At 65.8% G+C, this 18,622-nt stretch carries 15 protein-coding genes; 5 read left to right on the top strand and 10 right to left on the bottom strand.

What is annotated here, in order from left to right; all coding sequences use genetic code 11:
- Positions 1 to 26: 26 nt before the first annotated feature.
- The 3 genes from AB0M22_RS12610 to AB0M22_RS12600 all read right to left on the bottom strand — a co-directional run bounded on the left by AB0M22_RS12610 (position 27) and on the right by AB0M22_RS12600 (position 1,740).
- Positions 27 to 428 (bottom strand): hypothetical protein, encoded by a 402-nt coding sequence (locus AB0M22_RS12610; RefSeq protein ID WP_364724650.1) that lies wholly within the window; start codon positions 426 to 428, stop codon positions 27 to 29.
- A gap of 80 nt (positions 429 to 508) precedes the next feature.
- The gene (locus AB0M22_RS12605; RefSeq protein ID WP_364724646.1) at positions 509 to 751 is read right to left on the bottom strand and encodes a helix-turn-helix domain-containing protein; all 243 of its coding nucleotides are present in this window, start codon (positions 749 to 751) and stop codon (positions 509 to 511) included.
- Between the two features lie 539 nt (positions 752 to 1,290).
- Positions 1,291 to 1,740: a hypothetical protein gene (locus AB0M22_RS12600; protein ID WP_364724643.1), complete on the bottom strand. Its 450-nt coding sequence runs from the start codon at positions 1,738 to 1,740 to the stop codon at positions 1,291 to 1,293.
- 590 nt (positions 1,741 to 2,330) lie between these two features.
- Between AB0M22_RS12600 and AB0M22_RS12595 the strand changes: the two genes are divergently transcribed.
- From AB0M22_RS12595 to AB0M22_RS12585, 3 genes are all read left to right on the top strand, one after another.
- Positions 2,331 to 3,341 carry an XRE family transcriptional regulator gene (locus tag AB0M22_RS12595; RefSeq protein WP_364724641.1) on the top strand — a complete coding sequence of 337 codons (1,011 nt, stop codon included), beginning with the start codon at positions 2,331 to 2,333 and terminating at the stop codon, positions 3,339 to 3,341.
- A 109-nt stretch (positions 3,342 to 3,450) separates the two neighbouring features.
- Positions 3,451 to 4,707 carry a pyridoxal phosphate-dependent aminotransferase gene (locus tag AB0M22_RS12590; RefSeq protein ID WP_150400130.1) on the top strand — a complete coding sequence of 419 codons (1,257 nt, stop codon included), beginning with the start codon at positions 3,451 to 3,453 and terminating at the stop codon, positions 4,705 to 4,707.
- Positions 4,708 to 5,144: 437 nt separating this feature from the next.
- Entirely contained in the window at positions 5,145 to 6,416 is a 1,272-nt protein-coding gene (locus tag AB0M22_RS12585) for a YibE/F family protein (protein ID WP_364724638.1), read from the top strand.
- A gap of 161 nt (positions 6,417 to 6,577) precedes the next feature.
- Here AB0M22_RS12585 and AB0M22_RS12580 read toward each other — a convergent pair whose 3' ends face one another.
- Positions 6,578 to 7,876, bottom strand: coding sequence for an Hsp70 family protein (locus tag AB0M22_RS12580; protein WP_364724635.1), 1,299 nt, complete (start codon positions 7,874 to 7,876; stop codon positions 6,578 to 6,580).
- A gap of 138 nt (positions 7,877 to 8,014) precedes the next feature.
- Positions 8,015 to 9,337: a UDP-glucose/GDP-mannose dehydrogenase family protein gene (locus AB0M22_RS12575; RefSeq protein WP_364724632.1), complete on the bottom strand. Its 1,323-nt coding sequence runs from the start codon at positions 9,335 to 9,337 to the stop codon at positions 8,015 to 8,017.
- Positions 9,338 to 9,471: 134 nt separating this feature from the next.
- Here AB0M22_RS12575 and AB0M22_RS12570 point away from each other — a divergent pair, with 134 nt between their 5' ends.
- Both AB0M22_RS12570 and AB0M22_RS12565 read left to right on the top strand, forming a co-directional pair.
- A complete protein-coding gene (locus tag AB0M22_RS12570) occupies positions 9,472 to 10,008 on the top strand; it encodes a YdcF family protein (protein ID WP_364724628.1) in 537 nt (178 codons plus the stop codon).
- Positions 10,009 to 10,307: 299 nt separating this feature from the next.
- Positions 10,308 to 10,736: a hypothetical protein gene (locus AB0M22_RS12565; RefSeq protein ID WP_364724626.1), complete on the top strand. Its 429-nt coding sequence runs from the start codon at positions 10,308 to 10,310 to the stop codon at positions 10,734 to 10,736.
- Between the two features lie 219 nt (positions 10,737 to 10,955).
- Here the strand turns inward: AB0M22_RS12565 and AB0M22_RS12560 are convergent, their stop codons facing one another.
- The 5 genes from AB0M22_RS12560 to AB0M22_RS12540 form a co-directional block, all read right to left on the bottom strand.
- On the bottom strand, positions 10,956 to 11,294 hold the full coding sequence (locus AB0M22_RS12560; protein ID WP_364724623.1) for a hypothetical protein: 339 nt from the start codon (positions 11,292 to 11,294) through the stop codon (positions 10,956 to 10,958).
- A gap of 68 nt (positions 11,295 to 11,362) precedes the next feature.
- Complete coding sequence (locus AB0M22_RS12555) at positions 11,363 to 12,511, bottom strand: acyl-CoA dehydrogenase family protein (protein WP_364724620.1); 1,149 nt, start codon at positions 12,509 to 12,511, stop codon at positions 11,363 to 11,365.
- Positions 12,511 to 13,740 (bottom strand): acyl-CoA dehydrogenase family protein, encoded by a 1,230-nt coding sequence (locus AB0M22_RS12550; protein WP_364724617.1) that lies wholly within the window; start codon positions 13,738 to 13,740, stop codon positions 12,511 to 12,513. The genes AB0M22_RS12555 and AB0M22_RS12550 overlap by 1 nt, the downstream gene beginning before the upstream one ends.
- Positions 13,741 to 13,937: 197 nt before the next feature.
- The gene (locus tag AB0M22_RS12545) at positions 13,938 to 14,699 is read right to left on the bottom strand and encodes a lytic polysaccharide monooxygenase (RefSeq protein ID WP_364724615.1); all 762 of its coding nucleotides are present in this window, start codon (positions 14,697 to 14,699) and stop codon (positions 13,938 to 13,940) included.
- Between the two features lie 425 nt (positions 14,700 to 15,124).
- Positions 15,125 to 18,328: a (Fe-S)-binding protein gene (locus AB0M22_RS12540; RefSeq protein ID WP_364724612.1), complete on the bottom strand. Its 3,204-nt coding sequence runs from the start codon at positions 18,326 to 18,328 to the stop codon at positions 15,125 to 15,127.
- Positions 18,329 to 18,622 lie beyond the last annotated feature (294 nt).

The raw sequence follows: 18,622 nt of genomic DNA, 5'->3' as shown, positions 1-18,622 counted from the left end.
CGCTGTTCGTTCGACGAAGGTGACTGCTACTCGGTCACTTCCGCGGCCGACGGAGTCTGCACCCGCCCACGTGCCCGCCGAAAGTGCCGCCGACTCGAACCCGCCGCCCACAGCAATGTGAGCACGACGATCGACAGCGCCCACCCGCCGATCAAGGCCAGATGCGCACCGGCACTGGGAAACATCACCCACACGACGAATCGGCCGAGGAACTGACCGCCGAGGAAGAACGTGATGAGGATGCGCGCCCAGTTCTTGCCGAGCAGAACCGGCCACACCAGCGCGGCATAGAGCGGTGCGTGGATCAGGTGGAAGACGGTGCCGACGTTCCAGCTGAACGGCGAGAACACCAGGACGAGAACATGGTTGATCGCGTGGATGGCAATGCCGAGCGCGGCCACCCGCACGGTGATCGGTGCAGCGGACATCGTGGAGGTTCCTTCGCGGTCGAGGTGCGCGGAACGCTACGGCGCACCCAGTGCCGCGGTATTGGACGAATAGGACATGCTCAGCCGAGCAGCCGGCCCGGCGGCGCACCGGCGAAGCGCCGGAAATCCCGGATCAGGTGGGATTGGTCGTAGTAGCCGAAATCGCCCGCGAGACGGCACATGTCGCGCCGGGGATCTCGGGTCAATGCGGTGAGGGCCGCGGAGAAGCGCAGCAGTGAGCCGTAGTCCTTCGGTGGCAGCCCGACTTGCTCGGCGAACCGTCGCCGGAAATGTCGTTCGCTCCAACCGCTTTCGGCTGCCACCGCTGCGACCGGCAGTGTCCCCTTCGACCGCCGCAACTCCCGGACCGCATGGGTGATCGCGCGATCCGCGTTGTCGTCGGCGGATCGCCCACGGAAATAGCATGCCCGGCCGTCCCCGCCCGATCATGCAACCCGACGACCAGCGCGGTGGGATCCAGCTTGCGTCCCTCGAACGTGCCTTCCAACGCGAACACGATCTTCACTGTCCCGCCCGGAATCTTCCTGCGCCGCACCGGATTCGGCTCCAGCACATCGAACCCGAAGCAGCGCAGCACATCCAGGCCGGTGAAAGCGGCGGCCGACGCGGGAACGACCTGGTGCGCACGCACCTGGTACGTCCCACGCAGGTCGCTCAGCCGATCGCTCCCCATCGCCCAACACTAAAGCGACTTCCTCGCCTTGGCTCGCTCCAGCGTGAGTTCAGGATCGGATCGGCGAAGTGACACCGGCCCGAGTCCGCCCCGTCGACTGCCGAAAATAGGGGCGGACTCGGCCCGGCCCGGCACCGGGCGGCAACGGGAACCGATCGCGGCGCGTGATCAGTCCCCGCCACCCGCTCCCACCGCCAGCGCCGTCGTGATGACGACGGATAGCGGTGGCAGCGTGTCGCCGCGTCTCGGCGGGGATACCCAGAAGCACCCTTCCCGGGTCCACCGTCCGAGGCCGGTCGGCAACATCACGGCACTGCCGATGGCGGGAATGCCGATATCGAGACGATTGAGCACCTCCAATACCTGCGTTCCCGGCCGACTGTCCGGTTCGGCGAGAAAGCTCCACCGGATCTGCCTGGCCAGCATGGGCCCCCTGGTCCCTTGCTGATCCAGTGCGTCCCGCACCTTTTCGGCACGAGCGGTTGGCAAGTGGACGACGCAGACGCGGCTGGTGATCGGCAGCATGACGAACCCGCCACGCTCTGCCACCGGTAGCCCGAACTCATGCCGGTAAAACGCCACCCAATCGTCGACAGTCCTGAGTTTCTCCACATTCACGGCGAACTCCTTGCCTCCCGCCCTCCAGGGTCCAGGGTGCGGGGACGATGCGGTATTGCCCGCACGCCCGCCTTCTGCTGCCCTTCCGCTGCCCCTGGGAAGCAGAGTCGTTTCGGATGACTCTGATACCAGCTCTATTTCGTATGTGGCCGTGCTCACAAACCCCTCGTACCCTGGGAAAGAGTTCGTTCGGAAGGGATGACATCGTGGTCCGGCAATGGTCAGGTAAAGAGGCCCGTGCCCTTCGCGATGCCAAGCGCATGAGCATCCGGCAGTTCGCGGCCCACCTCGGGGTACACGAACGCCTGGTGTCGAAGTGGGAGGCCGGCGGCGTCCGGGTCCATCCACGTCCGATCAATCAAGCCGCTCTCGATACCTCCCTGGCCAGGTCGGACGATGTTGTGCGGGCACGGTTTGCGGCAATGGTCGATCAGCCGGTGGCCGATCGACCGACCGCACCGGAGTTCGACGCGCCCGCCGATACCTCGGCGCGCGCCCAATATTCGAGCGACGCGGACCTTTTGGCTCTCATAGACGCCGGTGCGATGAGAGGTGATGCGTTAGCAGAGATTTCGGAGAGGGATCTGATCATGGCGGCTGCCCATGAGGCCAGCGAGCACGCCGGCCAGGCGGAGAGCACGAATGTGGGTGCGACCACCTTGGAACAGCTTGACGCCGATGTGACCCGCATCGCGAACGACTATGTGCATGTCCCCCCGGTGCCGATGATGGTCGAGATGCTGCGGGTACGACGCCGGGTCTATCGGTTGCTGGAGGGACATCAGCGCCCGACGGATACCAGCCACCTGTACCTGGTGGCGGGCACCCTGTCGGGTCTGCTCGCCAATGCCAGTACCGACCTCGGCTATTACGACGCGGCAGGCGAACAGATCAGAGCGGCCTGGGCCTACTCGGAACTGTGCGAGCACAACGGGTTACGGGCGTGGACCCGTGGTATGCACGCGCTCATCGAGTACTGGTCGGAGCGACCGCGGCGCGGGGTGCTGCTGGCGCAGAGCGGCCAGCAGTTCGCGGAGTCGGCGACGGCAAAAGTGCGACTGCTCAATATCGAGGCCCGGATCTGGTCGAAGCTCGGCAGTTCGGCCGAAGCCGACCGCTGCATCCGCGCCGCCGACGATGCCCGCGAGGCGGCGGGAACCGACACACTGCACGACGAAGTGGGCGGCGTGTTCGGCTTCAACGCCGCGAAGGCCCAGTACTACGCCGGTGCGACCTACATTCATCTCGGGCTGGCGGCACCTGCGCTCGCCGCCACGCAGCGGGCCATCGAGCTGTACTCGAGTGGTCCGTCCGAGCAACGGTCGTACGGAGCCGAGTCACTGGCCCGAGTGGATTGTGCGGCCGCGCACCTGATCAACGGCAGCCTGGAGGGCGCGGCCGAAGCGCTGAGCCCCGTCCTCGGCCTCGCCGAGGACAAACGCATCGCCCCACTGGAGGAGCGACTGACCGGAGTCCGCCGCCGGATCGCCGATCCCGCCTTCCGGAACGTGATCGAGGCGCGCTTCCTGGACGAGCGAATCGAGGAATTCTGCGGCGCGACGGCCGCGAAAGGGATACCGCCTGGCAACCCCGCTTCCTGAGGTCCTCATCACATCGGCGGATAAGACGGCCGACACGCTCGCGTCGTGCCAGTGAAATGCGGGCAATTGGTACCGAGCGGGGCTATATCCGGTTGCGACGGGTGGCACCATAGGACGGGTGAGCCCAAGTCATCTACCGCATCGCCCGCCGCGCGTTCTGGAGCAGTCCACGAAGCTGCAGAATGTCGTCTACGAAATTCGTGGACCGGTACACGCGCAGGCAGCACGGCTGGAGGCGGAGGGGCACCGGATCCTCAAGCTCAACATCGGCAACCCGGCCCCGTTCGGGTTCGAGGCCCCCGACGTGATCATGCGCGACATCATCGCGGCGCTCCCGTATGCGCAGGGCTACTCCGAATCCAAGGGCATCCTGTCCGCCCGGCGGGCGATCGTCACCCGCTACGAGCTGGTGCCCGGTTTCCCCGAACTCGACGTGGACAGCGTCTACCTGGGCAACGGCGTCTCCGAGCTGATCACCATCACCATGCAGGCCCTGCTCGACAATGGCGACGAGGTACTGATCCCCGCGCCCGACTATCCGCTGTGGACCGCGATGACGAGTTTGGCCGGCGGCACGCCGGTGCACTATCTGTGCGACGAGTCCAGCAACTGGCAGCCCGACATCGCCGATATCGAATCGAAGATCACCGACAAGACCAAGGCCCTTTTGGTGATCAATCCGAATAATCCGACCGGCGCCGTATATTCTGCGGAAATTCTCCAGCAACTCGCCGATATAGCGCGTAAGCATCAGCTGCTGCTGCTCGCCGACGAGATCTACGACAAGATCCTCTACGACGACGCCAAGCACATTTCGCTGGCCTCGGTGGCGCCAGATCTGTTGTGCCTCACGTTCAACGGGCTGTCCAAGGCGTACCGGGTGGCGGGGTATCGCGCGGGCTGGCTGGCCATCACCGGCCCGAAGGATCACGCGTCCGGTCTGCTGGAGGGCATCGATCTGCTCGCCTCGTCCAGGCTGTGCCCGAATGTGCCTGCGCAGCATGCGATTCAGGTCGCACTCGGCGGACATCAGAGCATCGAGGATCTGATCCTGCCCGGCGGGCGACTGCTCGAGCAGCGCGATGTCGCGTGGGAGCGGCTGAACATGATCCCCGGTGTGTCGTGCGTGAAGCCGAAGGGCGCGCTGTACGCGTTCCCCCGGCTGGATCCGAATGTCCATGAGATCCACGATGATTCGAAGCTGATCTTGGATCTGCTGCTACAGGAGAAGATCCTGATGGTGCAGGGGACCGGGTTCAACTGGCCCGATCATGATCATCTGCGGATCGTCACGCTGCCGTGGGCCAGGGACCTCGCGGTGGCCATCGAACGTTTCGGCAACTTCCTGTCGAGCTATCGGCAATAGTCCGCAGAACGGTCCTACCGTCTGAGTCGCCCCGCTTATAGCTCTTAAACCGACCGAATGTATGGATATATGCGAAGTTTGGAGACTAGCTAGCGCATTAGAAGTACTTTTGTGTACAGTAGGACTCGGCACTTTCGAGTGCCCGGCCGGGTTGCCTACCCCCCTGGGTTAACCCGGTCTCGGGTTCGGCCGCCTACCCCCCTGGGCCGCCGGCCTGTGGGCGGCGGAGACATCCCCCTGCTCTCCGCCGCCCCCTCCGAACCCTTTTCCGGCCTGCGCGCCGACTCCGGCCCGGCTTTCCGGTCGCCACCCCGCTTTTGAAAATGAAATCCTTTAAGCTCTGCTGCGGGCAGCCGACTCGGGCTGAACAGCGCCGTCCCTGCCCGCTGGGAACCACCCAGCGATTTCGACGGACAGGGTAGGAGCCCCGCGCAGCCATGACCGAGCATCACCATCACCACGACCACTCCGGTCCGATCGCGATCGGTGACAACGCCGCCCGTGTCGTCGTCGGGTTGCTCACCGTCATCGGCGTCGTCGTGCTAGTCGCCGCCGTCCTGCTGTGGCCGAGCAAACAGCACATCGACATTCCGCTGCCGATGCAGAACGCCGGCGGCGGTGCGGTGCAGACCGAGGCGGGCACGGTGGTCCTGCAAGACATCGGGCCGTGCGGCAGCCCCTCGATCGGCAAGGTGTTCGCGGACAAGCCGACCGCGCCGCCGGTCAATGCCTACACCTGCCAGCGCAGCGTGATCGACATCGAGTCCGGGCCGCACAAGGGCAACCGGACGCTGCTCGAAATCCCGCCCGGCCCAGGACAACCCGATCTGCACGCCGGCGACAAGCTCCGGCTGGTGCGGCAGGCCGATCCGAGCGGCACCCCGATGTATTCGTTCGAAGATTATTCGCGCGGGCTGCCGTTGATGCTGATCGTGGCGGTGTTCGTCGTGGTGATCGTGGTGGTCGCGCGCTGGCGCGGGCTGCGGGCACTGCTCGGGCTGGTGTTCGCCTTCGCGGTGCTGGTGATGTTCCTGCTGCCCGCGCTGTTGGACGGCAAACCGGCGATTCCGGTCGCGCTGGTGTCGGGTGCGCTGATTCTGTATGCCGTGCTGTATCTGGCGCACGGGGTGAATCTGCGGACGAGTTCGGCATTGCTGGGTACGTTGACCTCGATGATCGTCGCGGCGGGGTTGTCCTGGGTGGCGATCAAGATGACCCATCTGACCGGGTTGTCCGAGGAACAGAACACCAACGTCGCAACCTATATCGAGCACGTCAGCATCACCGGGTTGCTGCTGGCCGGGTTCATCATCGGCTCGCTCGGTGTGCTCAACGACGTCACCATCACGCAGGCGTCGGCCGCGTTCGAGCTGGCGGCGATCGACGAGTCGGCCACTCGGCGTGAGGTTTTCACCGCGGCGATGCGCGTCGGGCGTGACCACATCGCCAGCACCGTGTACACGCTGGTGCTCGCCTACGCCGGTGGCGCGTTGCCGCTGCTGATGTTGTTCAGCGTGGCGGGGCGGTCCATTCGTGATGTGCTGACCGGGGATGCGGTCGCCATCGAGATCGCCCGTTCGTCGGTCGGCGGCATCGCGCTCGCCCTGTCGGTTCCGCTGACCACGGCCATCGCGGTCATCCTCGCGAAACCGTTCGGCAAGCGCGAGCACATCGAGCCCCAGCGCCGAGCCCGGCACGCGCGCAACTGATTCCGCGCCCAACCGTCGCCGCACACCGCTCGATTTCCCGCACAGCAAATAGCATGCGATTTCGTTTGCGGGAAATCAGCAGGTGTGCGGCGCGATTGTGTGGCCGAGTACACAGCCGGGGTCGCGAGGGTTCAACTCGCGTTCAGTTGCCGGACGGCCGATCAGCGCGGCGGGGGGAAGGGGAAGACCTCGGGCGGGATGGTCGGTACCACGATCGGCGGAAGGCCGGGCACGACAATGGTGTTCGGGCCGGGCGCGGGTGGCGGCGGCTCGGTGGTGGTCTGGCGGCGCGGCGGGGGCGCGGCGACCGATTCCGCAGCCGACTCGGTCGGTGTCGCGGGTGCGACCGCGATCTGCGGGGCGAGGCTGGTGGTGCGCGGCGCGGTGGTGGTCGGCGCCGAGGGCGAGCCTTCGCTGTGCGAATCCCGTTGCAGCACCTGCGGGCCGTAGCCGAGGCCGAGCCCGATCGCGGCGACCACCGCGAGGGCGCTGACGGTCAGCACCGCGCCGCTGATCTCGCGCTTGCGGCGCTTCGGCGGGGCGGACAACCAGGCGGGCGACAATTCGGGGTCGAGCGACGTGGGCGCGGCCACGGGCTCCGGCAGGACCGGGCGGGCCAGCAGCGCGGCACCCCGGGCAACGACCGTCTCCGGGCTCTCCGGCACGATCACCGGAACGCCCATCCACCGTTCGAGAACCCTGGCCACCAGCGGAATCCGGGCGCAGCCGCCGATCGCGAGCACGCCGTGCACCGGGCGATCGGAGCGGGTGATCACATCACGCGCCATCCGCGCCGACGATTCGATCGCCAGCATGATCAGCGACTCGAAGTTCTCCTGCGCCAGCAACACCAGGCCCTGCTCGCTGGGCAGCGCCACGGCGGTGTTCGAGGAGAGTTGTTCCTTGGCCTCGCGACACAGTCCGTCCAGCACGGCCAGGCCGGCCGCGTCCGGCGGATGCGCGATCCGGCCGGAGGCGATCTGCTGTTCGCGGATCAGCGAGTCCAGGTAGTCGCCGCTGATATCGCTGGTGCGTTCGCTGTGGCGGACCTCGCGGGACTGGGTGTCGACGACGCTCACGGTGAGCCCGGAGCTGCCGAGGTCGTACACGACCAGTGAGGAGATGCCGCGGATATCGCCGGTGGACTGGGCGAATTCGAGCGCGGCGACGACCTCGGGGACGAGTTCGTAATTGGTCAGCTGCTGGCGCGCCATGGCCGCGCGGACCGCGCGCGCATGCTGCTCGCTGCGGTAGGCGATGGCGGTCGCGGTGATGCCCGGGGTGGTCTCCAGCGTGACGCCGATCGCCTCGGCGGCCAGTTCCTCCACGGTCTGCTCGCCCACCGGAATGGTCTGCAGATCGAACGAATGCGCCTCGACGTGCCCGTGGGGGTTCGCGGTGTGTGGTCGCGCCATACGGACAGCGCCGGCCCCCACCGAAACTCCCAGTACCGAACTCATCAGCTGCCCATCTCGTTCACACTTCACGACATGCGAGCCAGCGCGAAGGCCCGCTCCCCGGACCATACCGTCGACGAGCGCCTGTGCATACGGCAGGACTATTCGTCCAGACGTAGACCCCGCCTTCGCGACGCAACTCTACGGCGTACCAAGTCCCGCGTACACCCATCCGGCGGCTCGCCAGTTGGCCCGATTGAGACAATTCCGTCCGTCGATGATCGACTTTGTCCGAACTACCCGATTCAAATCCTCCGGCCGCAGTGCGGTGAACTCGTCCCATTCGGTGAGGACCAACACAACGTCGGCTCGCTCACACGCCTCGGCGACCGAGGTCGCGTAGTTCAGCGTCGGGAACACCCGGCGTGAATTCTCCAGCGCCTTAGGGTCATACACCGTCACTACTGCGCCGTGCAACTGGATCATGCCGGCCACATTCAGCGCGGGCGAATCGCGAACATCGTCGGATTCCGGTTTGAACGCCGCGCCGAGCACCGCGACATTCGCGCCGAGCAGCGAACCGCCGCAGGCGCGCGCGGCCATGTCCACCACCTTGGTGCGGCGGCGCATGTTGATGTTGTCCACCTCGCGCAGGAATGCCACCGCGTGGTCGGCGCCGAGTTCACCGGAGCGCGCCATGAACGCCCGAATATCCTTCGGCAGGCAACCGCCGCCGAAACCCAGTCCGGCATTGAGGAATCGGCGGCCGATGCGGGCGTCGTAGCCGAGTGCGTCGGCGAGCATCGTCACGTCGGCGCCGGTCGCCTCACAAACTTCCGATACTGCGTTGATAAACGAAATCTTCGTTGCCAGAAAGGCATTCGCCGAGACTTTCACCAATTCGGCTGTGGCCAAATCAGTCAAGAGGAACGGCACCTCGTCGGCGATCAGGTCCGCGTAGATCTCGCGCACCATGTCCTCGACCCAGACCGCGGCGGCGCGCTCCCGATCCACGCCCAGCACAAGACGATCCGGGCGCAGCGTGTCCTTCACCGCGAAGCCCTCGCGCAGGAATTCCGGGTTCCAGGCGACCTCGACGTCGGTCGACGTCAGCTGCCGGGCCCGGACACCGAGCGCCGCGGCCGTGCCGACCGGCACCGTCGACTTGCCGATGATCACCGACGGCCGCTCCAGCATCGGCGCGAGCGTGTCCACCACGGCGTGCACGTATTTCAGGTCGGCGGCGTACTCGCCCTTCTTCTGCGGCGTGCCCACGCCGAGGAAATGCACGTCGGCGTGGGCCGCCGCCTCGGCGTAGGAGGTGGTGAATCGCAGCCTGCCGGTGTCGAGATTGCGCCGCAGCACATCCTCGAGTCCGGGTTCGTAGAACGGCACCACGCCATCGGACAGCTTCGCGACCTTGCCCGGGTCGACATCCACCCCGATGACGTCATGCCCCAGCTCGGCCATGCACGCCGCGTGCGTGGCCCCGAGGTACCCGGTTCCGAAGACTGTGCATCGCATGATCGATTGATAAGCCCCGCCGGTGGCCACCCCGCGTCACCGAGGCAAGGGTCACGGCAACGGTAGGTGTACATGTGGCGACATATATCGGGCTGGATGCCCTGACCTGCGATGATCCCGCTAGCATCGATCGGATGCGACGTCGCCGATGGGGTTGGGCCGGGCTGGTCCTCGTCCTCGTGGTGGCCGTTGCGGTGACCGCGTTGTGGCCCGTTTACGTCCGGCCGCGCACCGATACCCCGGTCGCCGCCGACGCCATTCTCGTGCTCGGCGGGGCGCACGACGGGCGCGAGCGGCTGGCCCTACGAATGGCCCACGACGGTCTGGCCCCGCGCGTCCTCGTCTCCAATCCCTACGAGCACAGCGCGATGATCAATCGAATCTGCCACGGTGGCTACAGCTTCGAGGTGGTGTGTTTCGATCCGTCGCCGCGCACCACCCGCGGTGAGGGGCGTGAACTGGCCCGGATGGCGCGGGCCGGTGGCTGGCGCCGGGTCATCGTCGTCACCTTCACTCCGCACATTTCGCGGGCTCGCTACATTCTCGGAAAGTGTTGGGGCGGAGAGCTTCTCTTCGTCGATCCGGAGCCGCGACTGTCCGTGGCGCGGTGGGCTTACGACTACGTCTATCAGTCCGCCGGCTACGTCAAGGCCGCGTTCGAAGGGTGCTAGCGGCTCACATCAGCGGTGTGGTGATGTCGTGCAGAATAGGTCTCTTACGCGACCATATGTGTATATCGCCGCAGCTAGGCAGCCTGAGATTTCGTGGTCCCCCTGCTGTGTCGGGTAATCGATGGACATCGCCGGTGGGTGGTTCGGCAGTAGGTTTGCCTTCTCATTCGCTACAGGGGAGCAGGAACGGCATGATGGCGTATCGACCGGCGCATTCGAATACCGATGGGGCGCAGCGAGAGTGCGCAGTCGCGCGGAACACGCGGGGGTTTGTGATCGCGGGTGTCTGTGGTTTGGTCGTGATTGCCGCCACCGGCTGCGCGGCGGATAGCGAAAAAGGTAAGGCCGTGGTCGCCGCGAGCACATCGCTTGCGGCACCGACGAGTTCAACCGTTGTCACGCCGGCCATTCAACTCCCCAAAACAACTGTCCAGCAACCAGTTCCACCATCTCCCGCCCCTGCGCCGCCGCCCCCTGCGCAACCCGCGCCTGCGGCACGGGCACCGATGCCGAACGTGGTCTGCATGAACCTTCAAGCAGCACAGAACAAGATCCAAGAAAGTGGAGTCTGGTATTCGAGGTCGACCGATGCCACCGGAAAAGGCCGCATGCAGGTGCTGGACGCGAATTGGATCGTCGTCTCCCAAACCCCCGCCCCCGGCGTATCGATCGGAGAGGGCGACGCAGTTCTGTCCGTAGTCAAGCTCGGCGAGCGCAACCCCTGCTAGTTATCGATCCAGCCCTTCTGGGCCTCGCTGGTGATGAAGGCGAGTTCGTATTCGGATCGTTTGAGTGGCCGGGGCACATCTTGCCGCTTGCCCACTCACCGCCCCTTGGGTCGCGCACCACCACCGGCTTGTCGAGGAAATTGAGGTCGGTGCCGTCGATGCGGATCCGCGGGTCGGCATGTGCCGTAGCGGTATCCCGCCACGCGGCCAGGGTGGCGGTCAGGCCGGCGAGGCGCCCGACGGCGAGCCCGCCCCGTGCGTGGTTGAGGAAATCGGCGACGAACTCGGTCCGTTCGGACTCGGGCAGCAGCTCGATCCAGGGAACGTGATGGTCAGCCGACCCACCAGTCGTTCGAGGATCTCGTCATCGAGCGCGATCGCCAGCAGTTGGGTCAGCGCACCGAGGGTCTCCTCGGTTGCCGCCGACTCGGCCGCATCGGAGAGCCGCACGGGCGGCGCGGCGCGGCGAACGAGGATCACGTCCCCGCTCTCCTCCATCGCCTCGATGACCCGGTTCGGATCGCGTAGGAACTCCGACCAGGTGGCTGTTGCGCTCATACGGTCAGTACATCAGAACTAGTTCTGATGTCGAGGAGTGTGTACCTTTCGGCAGGTCAGCGCCAGGGCTAGGGACGGGTCAGCGCCGCGTAGCGGGTGAGGTGGTGATCGTCGGAGCCGAATTCGTGTTCGATGGCGGTGAGGCGCTTGAAGTAGTGGCCGATGGCCAGTTCTTCGGTCATGCCCATGGCGCCGTGTAGTTGGACGGCGTTCTGGCCGAGGAAGCGGGCGGCTCGGGTGACGGTGACCTTGGCGGCGGAGACGGCGCGAGCCCGGGCCGGGGGGTCGGCTTCGAGGGAGTGGATCGCCAGGTAGACGGCGGCGATGGCTTGTTCCAGTTCCATGTACATGTCGACCATGCGGTGTTGCAGGACTTGGAAACTGCCGATGGGCTGGCCGAATTGCTTGCGCTGCTTGACGTATTCGAGGGTGTCGGCGAGGACCTTGCGCATGCAGCCGACGGCTTCGGCGGCAATGGCCGCGATGGCTTCGTCGATGGTGGGTTCGATGGCGACCCAAGCCGTGCCTTCGACGCCGAGCAATGTATCGGCGGGCAGGTGGAAGTCGGTGAAGACGAGGTCGGCGGCGACGCGGTCATCGATGGTGCGGTACGGGTGCACCTCGACGCCGGCCGGTGGGTTGTCCGCGTCGAAGTCGGTGCAGAACAACGAGATGCCGTGCTGGTCGCGGCGGCTACCGAAGGTGCGGGCGGTGATCAGCAGGTGAGTCGCCAGCGGCGCACTGGTCACGACGGTTTTCGTGCCGTTGATGATCCACGAATCACCGTCGCGCCGTGCGGTTGTCGACACGTCGTGCAGCGTCTGACCCGAGGTCGGTTCCAGCGCGGCGAACGCGGTGCGAACGTCGCCGGACACGATCTGGCGCAGCAGCGCATCGGCGCGATCACCACCGGATCGGTTGAGCAATCCCGCGCCGACGACGACCGTGTCCACGAACGGTTCGACCACGAGCGCCCGCCCGAGTTCCTCGGCGATCACCATCAATTCGACCGGGCCGCCGCCCATCCCGTCCACCCGCTCGGGCAGGGTCGCGCCCAGAATGCCGAGCTCGTCGGCGAATCCGCGCCACACGGCGGGCTGCCAACCGGCGCCGACCTTGACCGCGGTGCGGCTCTTCGCCAATTCGTAGCGGGCGCCGAGGAATCCGGCGATCGCGGTGCGGAGCAATTCCTGCTCGTCGGTAAGGGTGAAGTCCATCAGAGCCCCAATGCTGCTTTGGCGAGGATGTTTCGCTGAATCTCGTTGCTGCCCGCGTAGATCGAGCCCGCTCGGTCGTTGAAGTAGCGCAGCGGCGCGACGGCCTGCCATGGCGCACCGCTGCGGTAGTCGTCTGCCGGTGGGCTGAACTCCGCGATCGGTCCACCCGGTTTCGTGGCGTGCGGCTGATACACGCGTCCGCGCGGACCGGCTGCGGCCAAGGCCAGTTCGGTCAGTTTCTGGCTCAGCTCGGTCGCCAGAATCTTCAACATCGAGGAAGCCGGTCCCGGATTGTGTCCCCGCGCCATCGCCGAAATCGTGCGGTACTCCAGGATTTCCAGCACCTCGGTGCGAATCCGCGCCTCCGCCAGCCGCGCCGCGAACGCCGGATCATCGATCAGCGAATTACCATCCGGCCCAGGCTGTTTCGCTGCCTCGACGCCGATCTCCTCGGCCATCGCCTGGAGGAACGGCGCCATGGCCCCGCCGCGCTCGTGCACGAGCAGGTACTTCGCGACAGTCCACCCCTCGTCGATCTGCCCGAGCACATTGCGCTTCGGCACCCGGACGTTGTCGAAGAAGACCTGGTTCTGCACCTGCTCACCCGACGTCATCACCAACGGCCGAATCTCGATGCCCGGCGTATTCATATCGATCAGCAGGAACGTGATGCCCTGCTGCTTCTTTCCCGCCCGCGAGGTACGCACCAGGCAGAAGATCCAATTCGCTTCCGTCGCATGGGTTGTCCAGATCTTGCTGCCGGTGCAGACCAGATCATCGCCGTCCTCGACGGCGGCCATGGTCAGCGACGCCAGATCCGACCCCGCCTCCGGCTCCGAATACCCCTGGCAGAAAAAGACTTCCCCGGTCAGGATCCGCGGCAGATAGAACGCCTTCTGCTCCGCCGTCCCGTAGGCGATGATCGCGTGCGCCACCATCTTGATCCCCATCGGCGACAGCGCGGGCGCCCCCGCCAACGTGGACTCCCGATTGAAGATGTAGTGCTGCGTCAGGCTCCAATCGCAACCCCCGAACTCCACCGGCCAGGCCGGCGCCGCCCAGCCACGCTCATGCAGAATCCCCTGCCACGCCATGCTCGCCTCGTGGTCCGGATACACGCTCGTTGCCAGCCGCCCCGCCTGGCGCAACTCCGGCGTCAGCTTCGTGTCGAGGAATTCCCGCACCTCATCCCGAAACGCCGAATCCAACGCTGACCAGTCGTAATCCATCTGCCCTCCCAGCGGGTGCGCACCATTGCATCGCGTCCGACGGGCGGTCGAAGCGAGACAGAACCAAGTCGTGTCTCTCGCACTGTAGCAAAACTGATGTCAGGTGCCAGCACTTGTTGGGTAACGGCGAGCGGCAGGTGGCTGGACACGCCGGCGTCCCGGGCCTCGACTGGGTCGGGGTCCGGGACGGGGGTGGGTTAGAGCTTTTGCCACAGGGCTGGGGTGTTCGGGGGTTCCCAGCCGGTGTTGGCGGTGTGTGCTTGACGGCAGAGGTAGCGGAGGCCGTCGTAGGAGACCTCGTTGCCGGCTGTATAGGCGGTGCCCGCGGTCCAGGGGCGCGAGGTGGGTGGGGTGGTGGTCGGGGGATTTGTGGTTGTCGGGGGCACCGTCGTGGTGGGGGGCACCGTGGTGGTGGGGGTTGGGGTGGAGGTGGGGCCGGTGCCGCCGATGTTGAGGTCTACGCAGGCGTAGAAGGCGTTGGAGGTATCGGCGATGTTCCAGATGGCCAGGAGTTTCTGGCGACCGGTGAAGCTGCCGAAATTCACGGTGTGCGTGACGGTTTGGCCGGGCTGCTGGTTATTGCCCGGAACGACGCCGACACGGGTGTTACCGATGTAGTACTCCCAGTTGGAAGTGCTGTGCCGGGCGGTGTTGGTCCACGTGAAGGACGCGGAATTACCGACGGTGTGCACTTTCCACGGCTTGCTGTCGTCGCTGAGTTCGGCGAATTGGGAAAGGTTGCCGTGGCAGTTGCGCAAACCTTTCGGCCCTTCGACGCTCTGCGGCTCGTACTTGATCGGTCCGCAGGACACGGTGCCTTGCGCGCATTGGGCCTGCCTGCTCGCCGGTGACGAGATGTATCCGTGCGCGCTTGCCGTACCTGCCGGGACCAGAACCGCGAGGATGGGTGCGATTCCTATTGCGGCCCCGAGAACTGTCAGCTTTCGTTTGTTGATCATTGCGCTCCTAATAGCCTGAGCAGCAGTGGCCGGCTTACTGATCAGTATCAAACTTTTTGGCAGAGAGAACATTTCGAGCTCTAATGTGCCAAAAACGATAGGGCGCTGACTGGAACCTGGGCAAGGCGCCGCGGCGCAGGCACTGCGGGCGTGTCGCATTTCGCAGCTATTCGTGGCCGGGATCGACAGTGGCGTAAGGGAACTGGCGGCTATTGCGCTATATGCAAGGCATTCCCCAGTGCCTCCCCACACGTGTTTCGTTAAATGCGGAAGGGCGTGCCGCGCAGATTCGCCTGATCAGAACGCAGGCTTGCGGTGTCCCCAGACTCGTGGAATCCGCACGCCCAGTTGATCGACGGAAACAGCTCGACCCGGATCCATCGTGCGGATCCGGGTCGAGCTGGATAACTATGTAGTTGTGCCGATCAGCTCTTGCGGCCGGGAGCCTTCGCGCCGGACTTGAATCCGAGGCCGCCCGGCTTGGCTGCCGGGGGAGCCGATTCGGCGGCACCGTTGCCGTTCGCGGGCTGATCCGAAACCGGCTCTGCCGCAGTGGGCTCCGCCGCCGGGGTGGACTCCGCCTCGGCGGAATCCGCGGCAGGTTCCGCGGCCGGCGCGGGCTCGGCCGGAGCCGCGGGTGCGGAGCCGCCCGGTGCCTTCGCACCGGGACGCTTGAACCCGGACTTCATGGCCAACCCCTTGGCCGGAATCGTCGGCTTGGTTTCGGTGGGTTCCGAAACCGGTTCGGCGGTCGCGGTTTCCGCTTCGACGCTGGTCTCCGCGGGAGCCACCGGGGCGGCCGGTGCCTTCGCACCCGGCGCCTTGGCCGCGCCCTTCATCCCCAACCCCTTGACGGGCTTGGGCGCGGGAGCTTCCGCCGCGGTGTCTGCCGCAGTGGATTCAGCTTCCGGAGCGGGTGTCGCCTTGGCCCCAGGCGCCTTGGCGGCACCCTTCATCCCAAGCCCACCCGGCTTCTTGCCCGGTCCCTTCATAGCGAGACCCTTGACCGGTGCGGCCGGTGCCTCGGGAGCCGATTCCGCTTCGGCCGCAGGCGCTTCGGCCTTGGCTCCGGGTGCCTTGGCCGCACCCTTCATGCCGAGCCCACCGCCCGGCTTCTTGCCCGGTCCCTTCATGGCCAGACCCTTGACCGGTGCGGCCGGTGCCTCGGCTGCCGACTCGGCTTCGGCCGCAGGCGCTTCCGTGGCCTGCGCTCCGGGTGCCTTGGCCGCACCCTTCATGCCCAGCCCGCCGCCGGGCTTCTTGCCCGGCCCCTTCATCGCGAGCCCACCACCGGTCGGCGCCGACTTCGCCGCAGGCGCGGCGGTCTCCGGTTCCGGTTCCGGTTCGGAAACCTCTTCGACCACAGGAGCTTTCGGCTCCTGAATCACGGTGAGATTCTCGGTGAGCTTCGCCGTGTCCACCCGATCGATGGCATCGAGCATCAACTGCGCGACATCGACGACCTCGACTCCTTCGCCCTCACCCTTTTCCTGGCGAGCGGTGACACCGTCGTTGAGCATGACCCGGCAGAACGGGCAACCGGTCGCGATCTTGCCGGGCGTGGACCCGGGGTTCGCGGCAAGGGTGTTCAATCCCTCGTCGACCCGGTCGACGTTGATCCGCTTGCCGAGCTGCTCCTCCATCCACATGCGCGCACCACCGGCGCCACAGCACATGGAACGTTCACCGTGGCGCGGCATTTCGATCAACGTGGACCCGGAGGCTTCCATCAGCTCACGCGGCGCGTTGTAGACCTTGTTGTGCCGGCCGAGGTAGCAGGGATCGTGGTAGGTGACGTTCTGCGACACCGAGGCGACCGGAATCAACTGCTTCTGCCGCACCAGGCGGTTGAGCAGCTGGGTGTGGTGCACGACCTCGTAGTTGCCACCGACCTGCGGGTACTCGTTGTTGAGCGCGTTGAAGCAGTGCGCACAGGTGACGACGATCTTCTTTTTCTTCTCCTCGACCCCCTCGAACACCGAGTTCAGCGTCTCGATGTTCTGCGCGGCGAGCTGCTGGAACAGGAACTCGTTGCCGGCACGCCGGGCCGAGTCACCGGTGCAGGTCTCGTCCTGGCCGAGCACCATGAACTTCACGCCCGCGGTGGCGAGCAGCTCGGCGACGGCCTTGGTGGTCTTCTTCGCCCGGTCCTCGTAGGCGCCGGCGCAACCCACCCAGAACAGGTAGTCGTAGCCGTCGAAGCTGTCGGCGTCTTGCCCGAAGACCGGAACGGTGAACTCGACCTCGTTGATCCAGTTGAGCCGGTCCTTGGCGTTCTGCCCCCACGGGTTGCCCTTGTTCTCCAGGTTCTTGAACAGACCCGCGAGCTCGGACGGGAACTCCGATTCGATGAGCACCTGGTAGCGGCGCATGTCGATGATGTGGTCGACGTGCTCGATGTCGACCGGGCACTGCTCCACGCACGCACCACAGGTGGTGCACGACCACAGCACCTCGGGATCGATGATGCCGCTGACGTCGGCCCCGCCGACCAGCGGACGCTCCGCCTCGGCCTTGGCCGCGTCGGAGATCTTCGCCAGCGCGGCCTCGTCCGGCTTGCCCTCGGCGTCGACCAGGCCGACCTCGTCGCCACCCATGTCCTTGCGGCCGCCGGCCAGCAGGTAGGGCGCCTTCGCGTTGCCGTGGTCGCGCAGCGACATGATCAGCAGCTTGGGCGACAACGGCTTTCCGGTGTTCCAGGCCGGGCACTGGGACTGGCACCGGCCGCACTCGGTGCAGGTGGTGAAGTCGAGCCAGCCCTTCCAGGAGAAGTCCTCGATCCGGCCGGCGCCGAACGTGTCGGTGTCCGGGTCGGCGGTCTCCATGTCGACCGGCCGGCCCTTGGACATCATCGGCTTGGCCGCGCCGAGCGCGACGCCGCCGTCGTCCTCACGCTTGAAGTAGATGTTGAAGAACGCGGAGAACCGGTGCCAGGCCACGCCCCAGGTGACGTTGCGGCCGACCAGGTACAGGAAGGCCATGCCGGACATCAGCTTCACGAACGCGAACAGCGCGACCATGGTGGTGCTCGCGGGCAGCAGCTTGGCCACCTGCATGGTGAAGAAGTCGGTGTACGGGTCGGAATGTCCGTAGGCGGCGATCTTGCCCGCCTTCACGAAGATCATGCCGAGGCCCTCGATCAGCACGATGGCCTCGATCACGTACGCGGGGGCGAACTTCGAGCCGCTGAACCGGGACAGCCGCTCGGGCAGGCGCGGGTGATTGAGCTGGCGGATGACGATCAGCGTGCCGATGCCGACCACGGTGCCGATGCCGAGGATCTCGTCCCACAGGTGGTAGATCGCCCAGTTGCCGATGATCGGCCAGTGGAACGCCGGGTCGAAGGTCTGGCCATAGGCCTCGAACCAGAGGATGGCGCCACCCATGAAGCCGATCATCACCAGCCAGTGCGCCCAGCCGACGGTGCGGAACTTGGCCATCCGGGTATGCGCGAGGAACTCGATGACCATCTGCTTGAAACGCGGGAAGAACGGTCGCCAGCGGTCCGGTGCGGGCTGTCCGACCATGATGGCGCGGACGATGTTGCGGACGCCGCCGAAGAACGACGCCCAACACAGGAGGCTGAGCGTCGCCCCAATCGTGCCCAGCGTCACTGTCAGGGCATTCATGTCGCGACCTTTCTCTAGAGGCAACACGAGCGGGGGCAGTTCGGCCGCCCCGATTGGCTCGTATCCTAACCGGCAGTAAGTTACCCACCGGTAACATATGCTATCCGTCGTACCATTTGCAGCTGAGCTATGCCCCCTCTTGCTGGGGCTTGACGCAAATTCGGCCTGTGATGAACATCACACCTGGTTTGCCCATCCAAGCGCGTGTTCAGGTCAATACACCGTAAACGTCGAGGCTTGCGGCCTATTCGGTAAGGACAGGCTTAGTCCTCAAGGCGCGTAATGCTTCTCGCT

It is taken from the genome of Nocardia sp. NPDC051756 (genome assembly GCF_040681495.1).
In the GTDB taxonomy this organism is placed as follows: Bacteria; Actinomycetota; Actinomycetes; order Mycobacteriales; family Mycobacteriaceae; genus Nocardia.
This window is presented reverse-complemented; position numbering and strand designations above follow the sequence as displayed.

What these genes read in the sequence shown, in the direction of transcription:
- AB0M22_RS12610 (WP_364724650.1), bottom strand. Translation starts at nt 428, where the DNA reads ATGTCCGCTGCACCGATCACCGTGCGGGTGGCCGCGCTCGGCATTGCC.
- AB0M22_RS12595 (WP_364724641.1), top strand. Translation starts at nt 2,331, where the DNA reads ATGGCGGCTGCCCATGAGGCCAGCGAGCACGCCGGCCAGGCGGAGAGC.
- AB0M22_RS12585 (WP_364724638.1), top strand. Translation starts at nt 5,145, where the DNA reads ATGACCGAGCATCACCATCACCACGACCACTCCGGTCCGATCGCGATC.
- AB0M22_RS12580 (WP_364724635.1), bottom strand. Translation starts at nt 7,876, where the DNA reads ATGAGTTCGGTACTGGGAGTTTCGGTGGGGGCCGGCGCTGTCCGTATG.
- AB0M22_RS12575 (WP_364724632.1), bottom strand. Translation starts at nt 9,337, where the DNA reads ATGCGATGCACAGTCTTCGGAACCGGGTACCTCGGGGCCACGCACGCG.
- AB0M22_RS12570 (WP_364724628.1), top strand. Translation starts at nt 9,472, where the DNA reads ATGCGACGTCGCCGATGGGGTTGGGCCGGGCTGGTCCTCGTCCTCGTG.
- AB0M22_RS12560 (WP_364724623.1), bottom strand. Translation starts at nt 11,294, where the DNA reads ATGAGCGCAACAGCCACCTGGTCGGAGTTCCTACGCGATCCGAACCGG.
- AB0M22_RS12555 (WP_364724620.1), bottom strand. Translation starts at nt 12,511, where the DNA reads ATGGACTTCACCCTTACCGACGAGCAGGAATTGCTCCGCACCGCGATC.
- AB0M22_RS12550 (WP_364724617.1), bottom strand. Translation starts at nt 13,740, where the DNA reads ATGGATTACGACTGGTCAGCGTTGGATTCGGCGTTTCGGGATGAGGTG.
- AB0M22_RS12545 (WP_364724615.1), bottom strand. Translation starts at nt 14,699, where the DNA reads ATGATCAACAAACGAAAGCTGACAGTTCTCGGGGCCGCAATAGGAATC.
- AB0M22_RS12540 (WP_364724612.1), bottom strand. Translation starts at nt 18,328, where the DNA reads ATGAATGCCCTGACAGTGACGCTGGGCACGATTGGGGCGACGCTCAGC.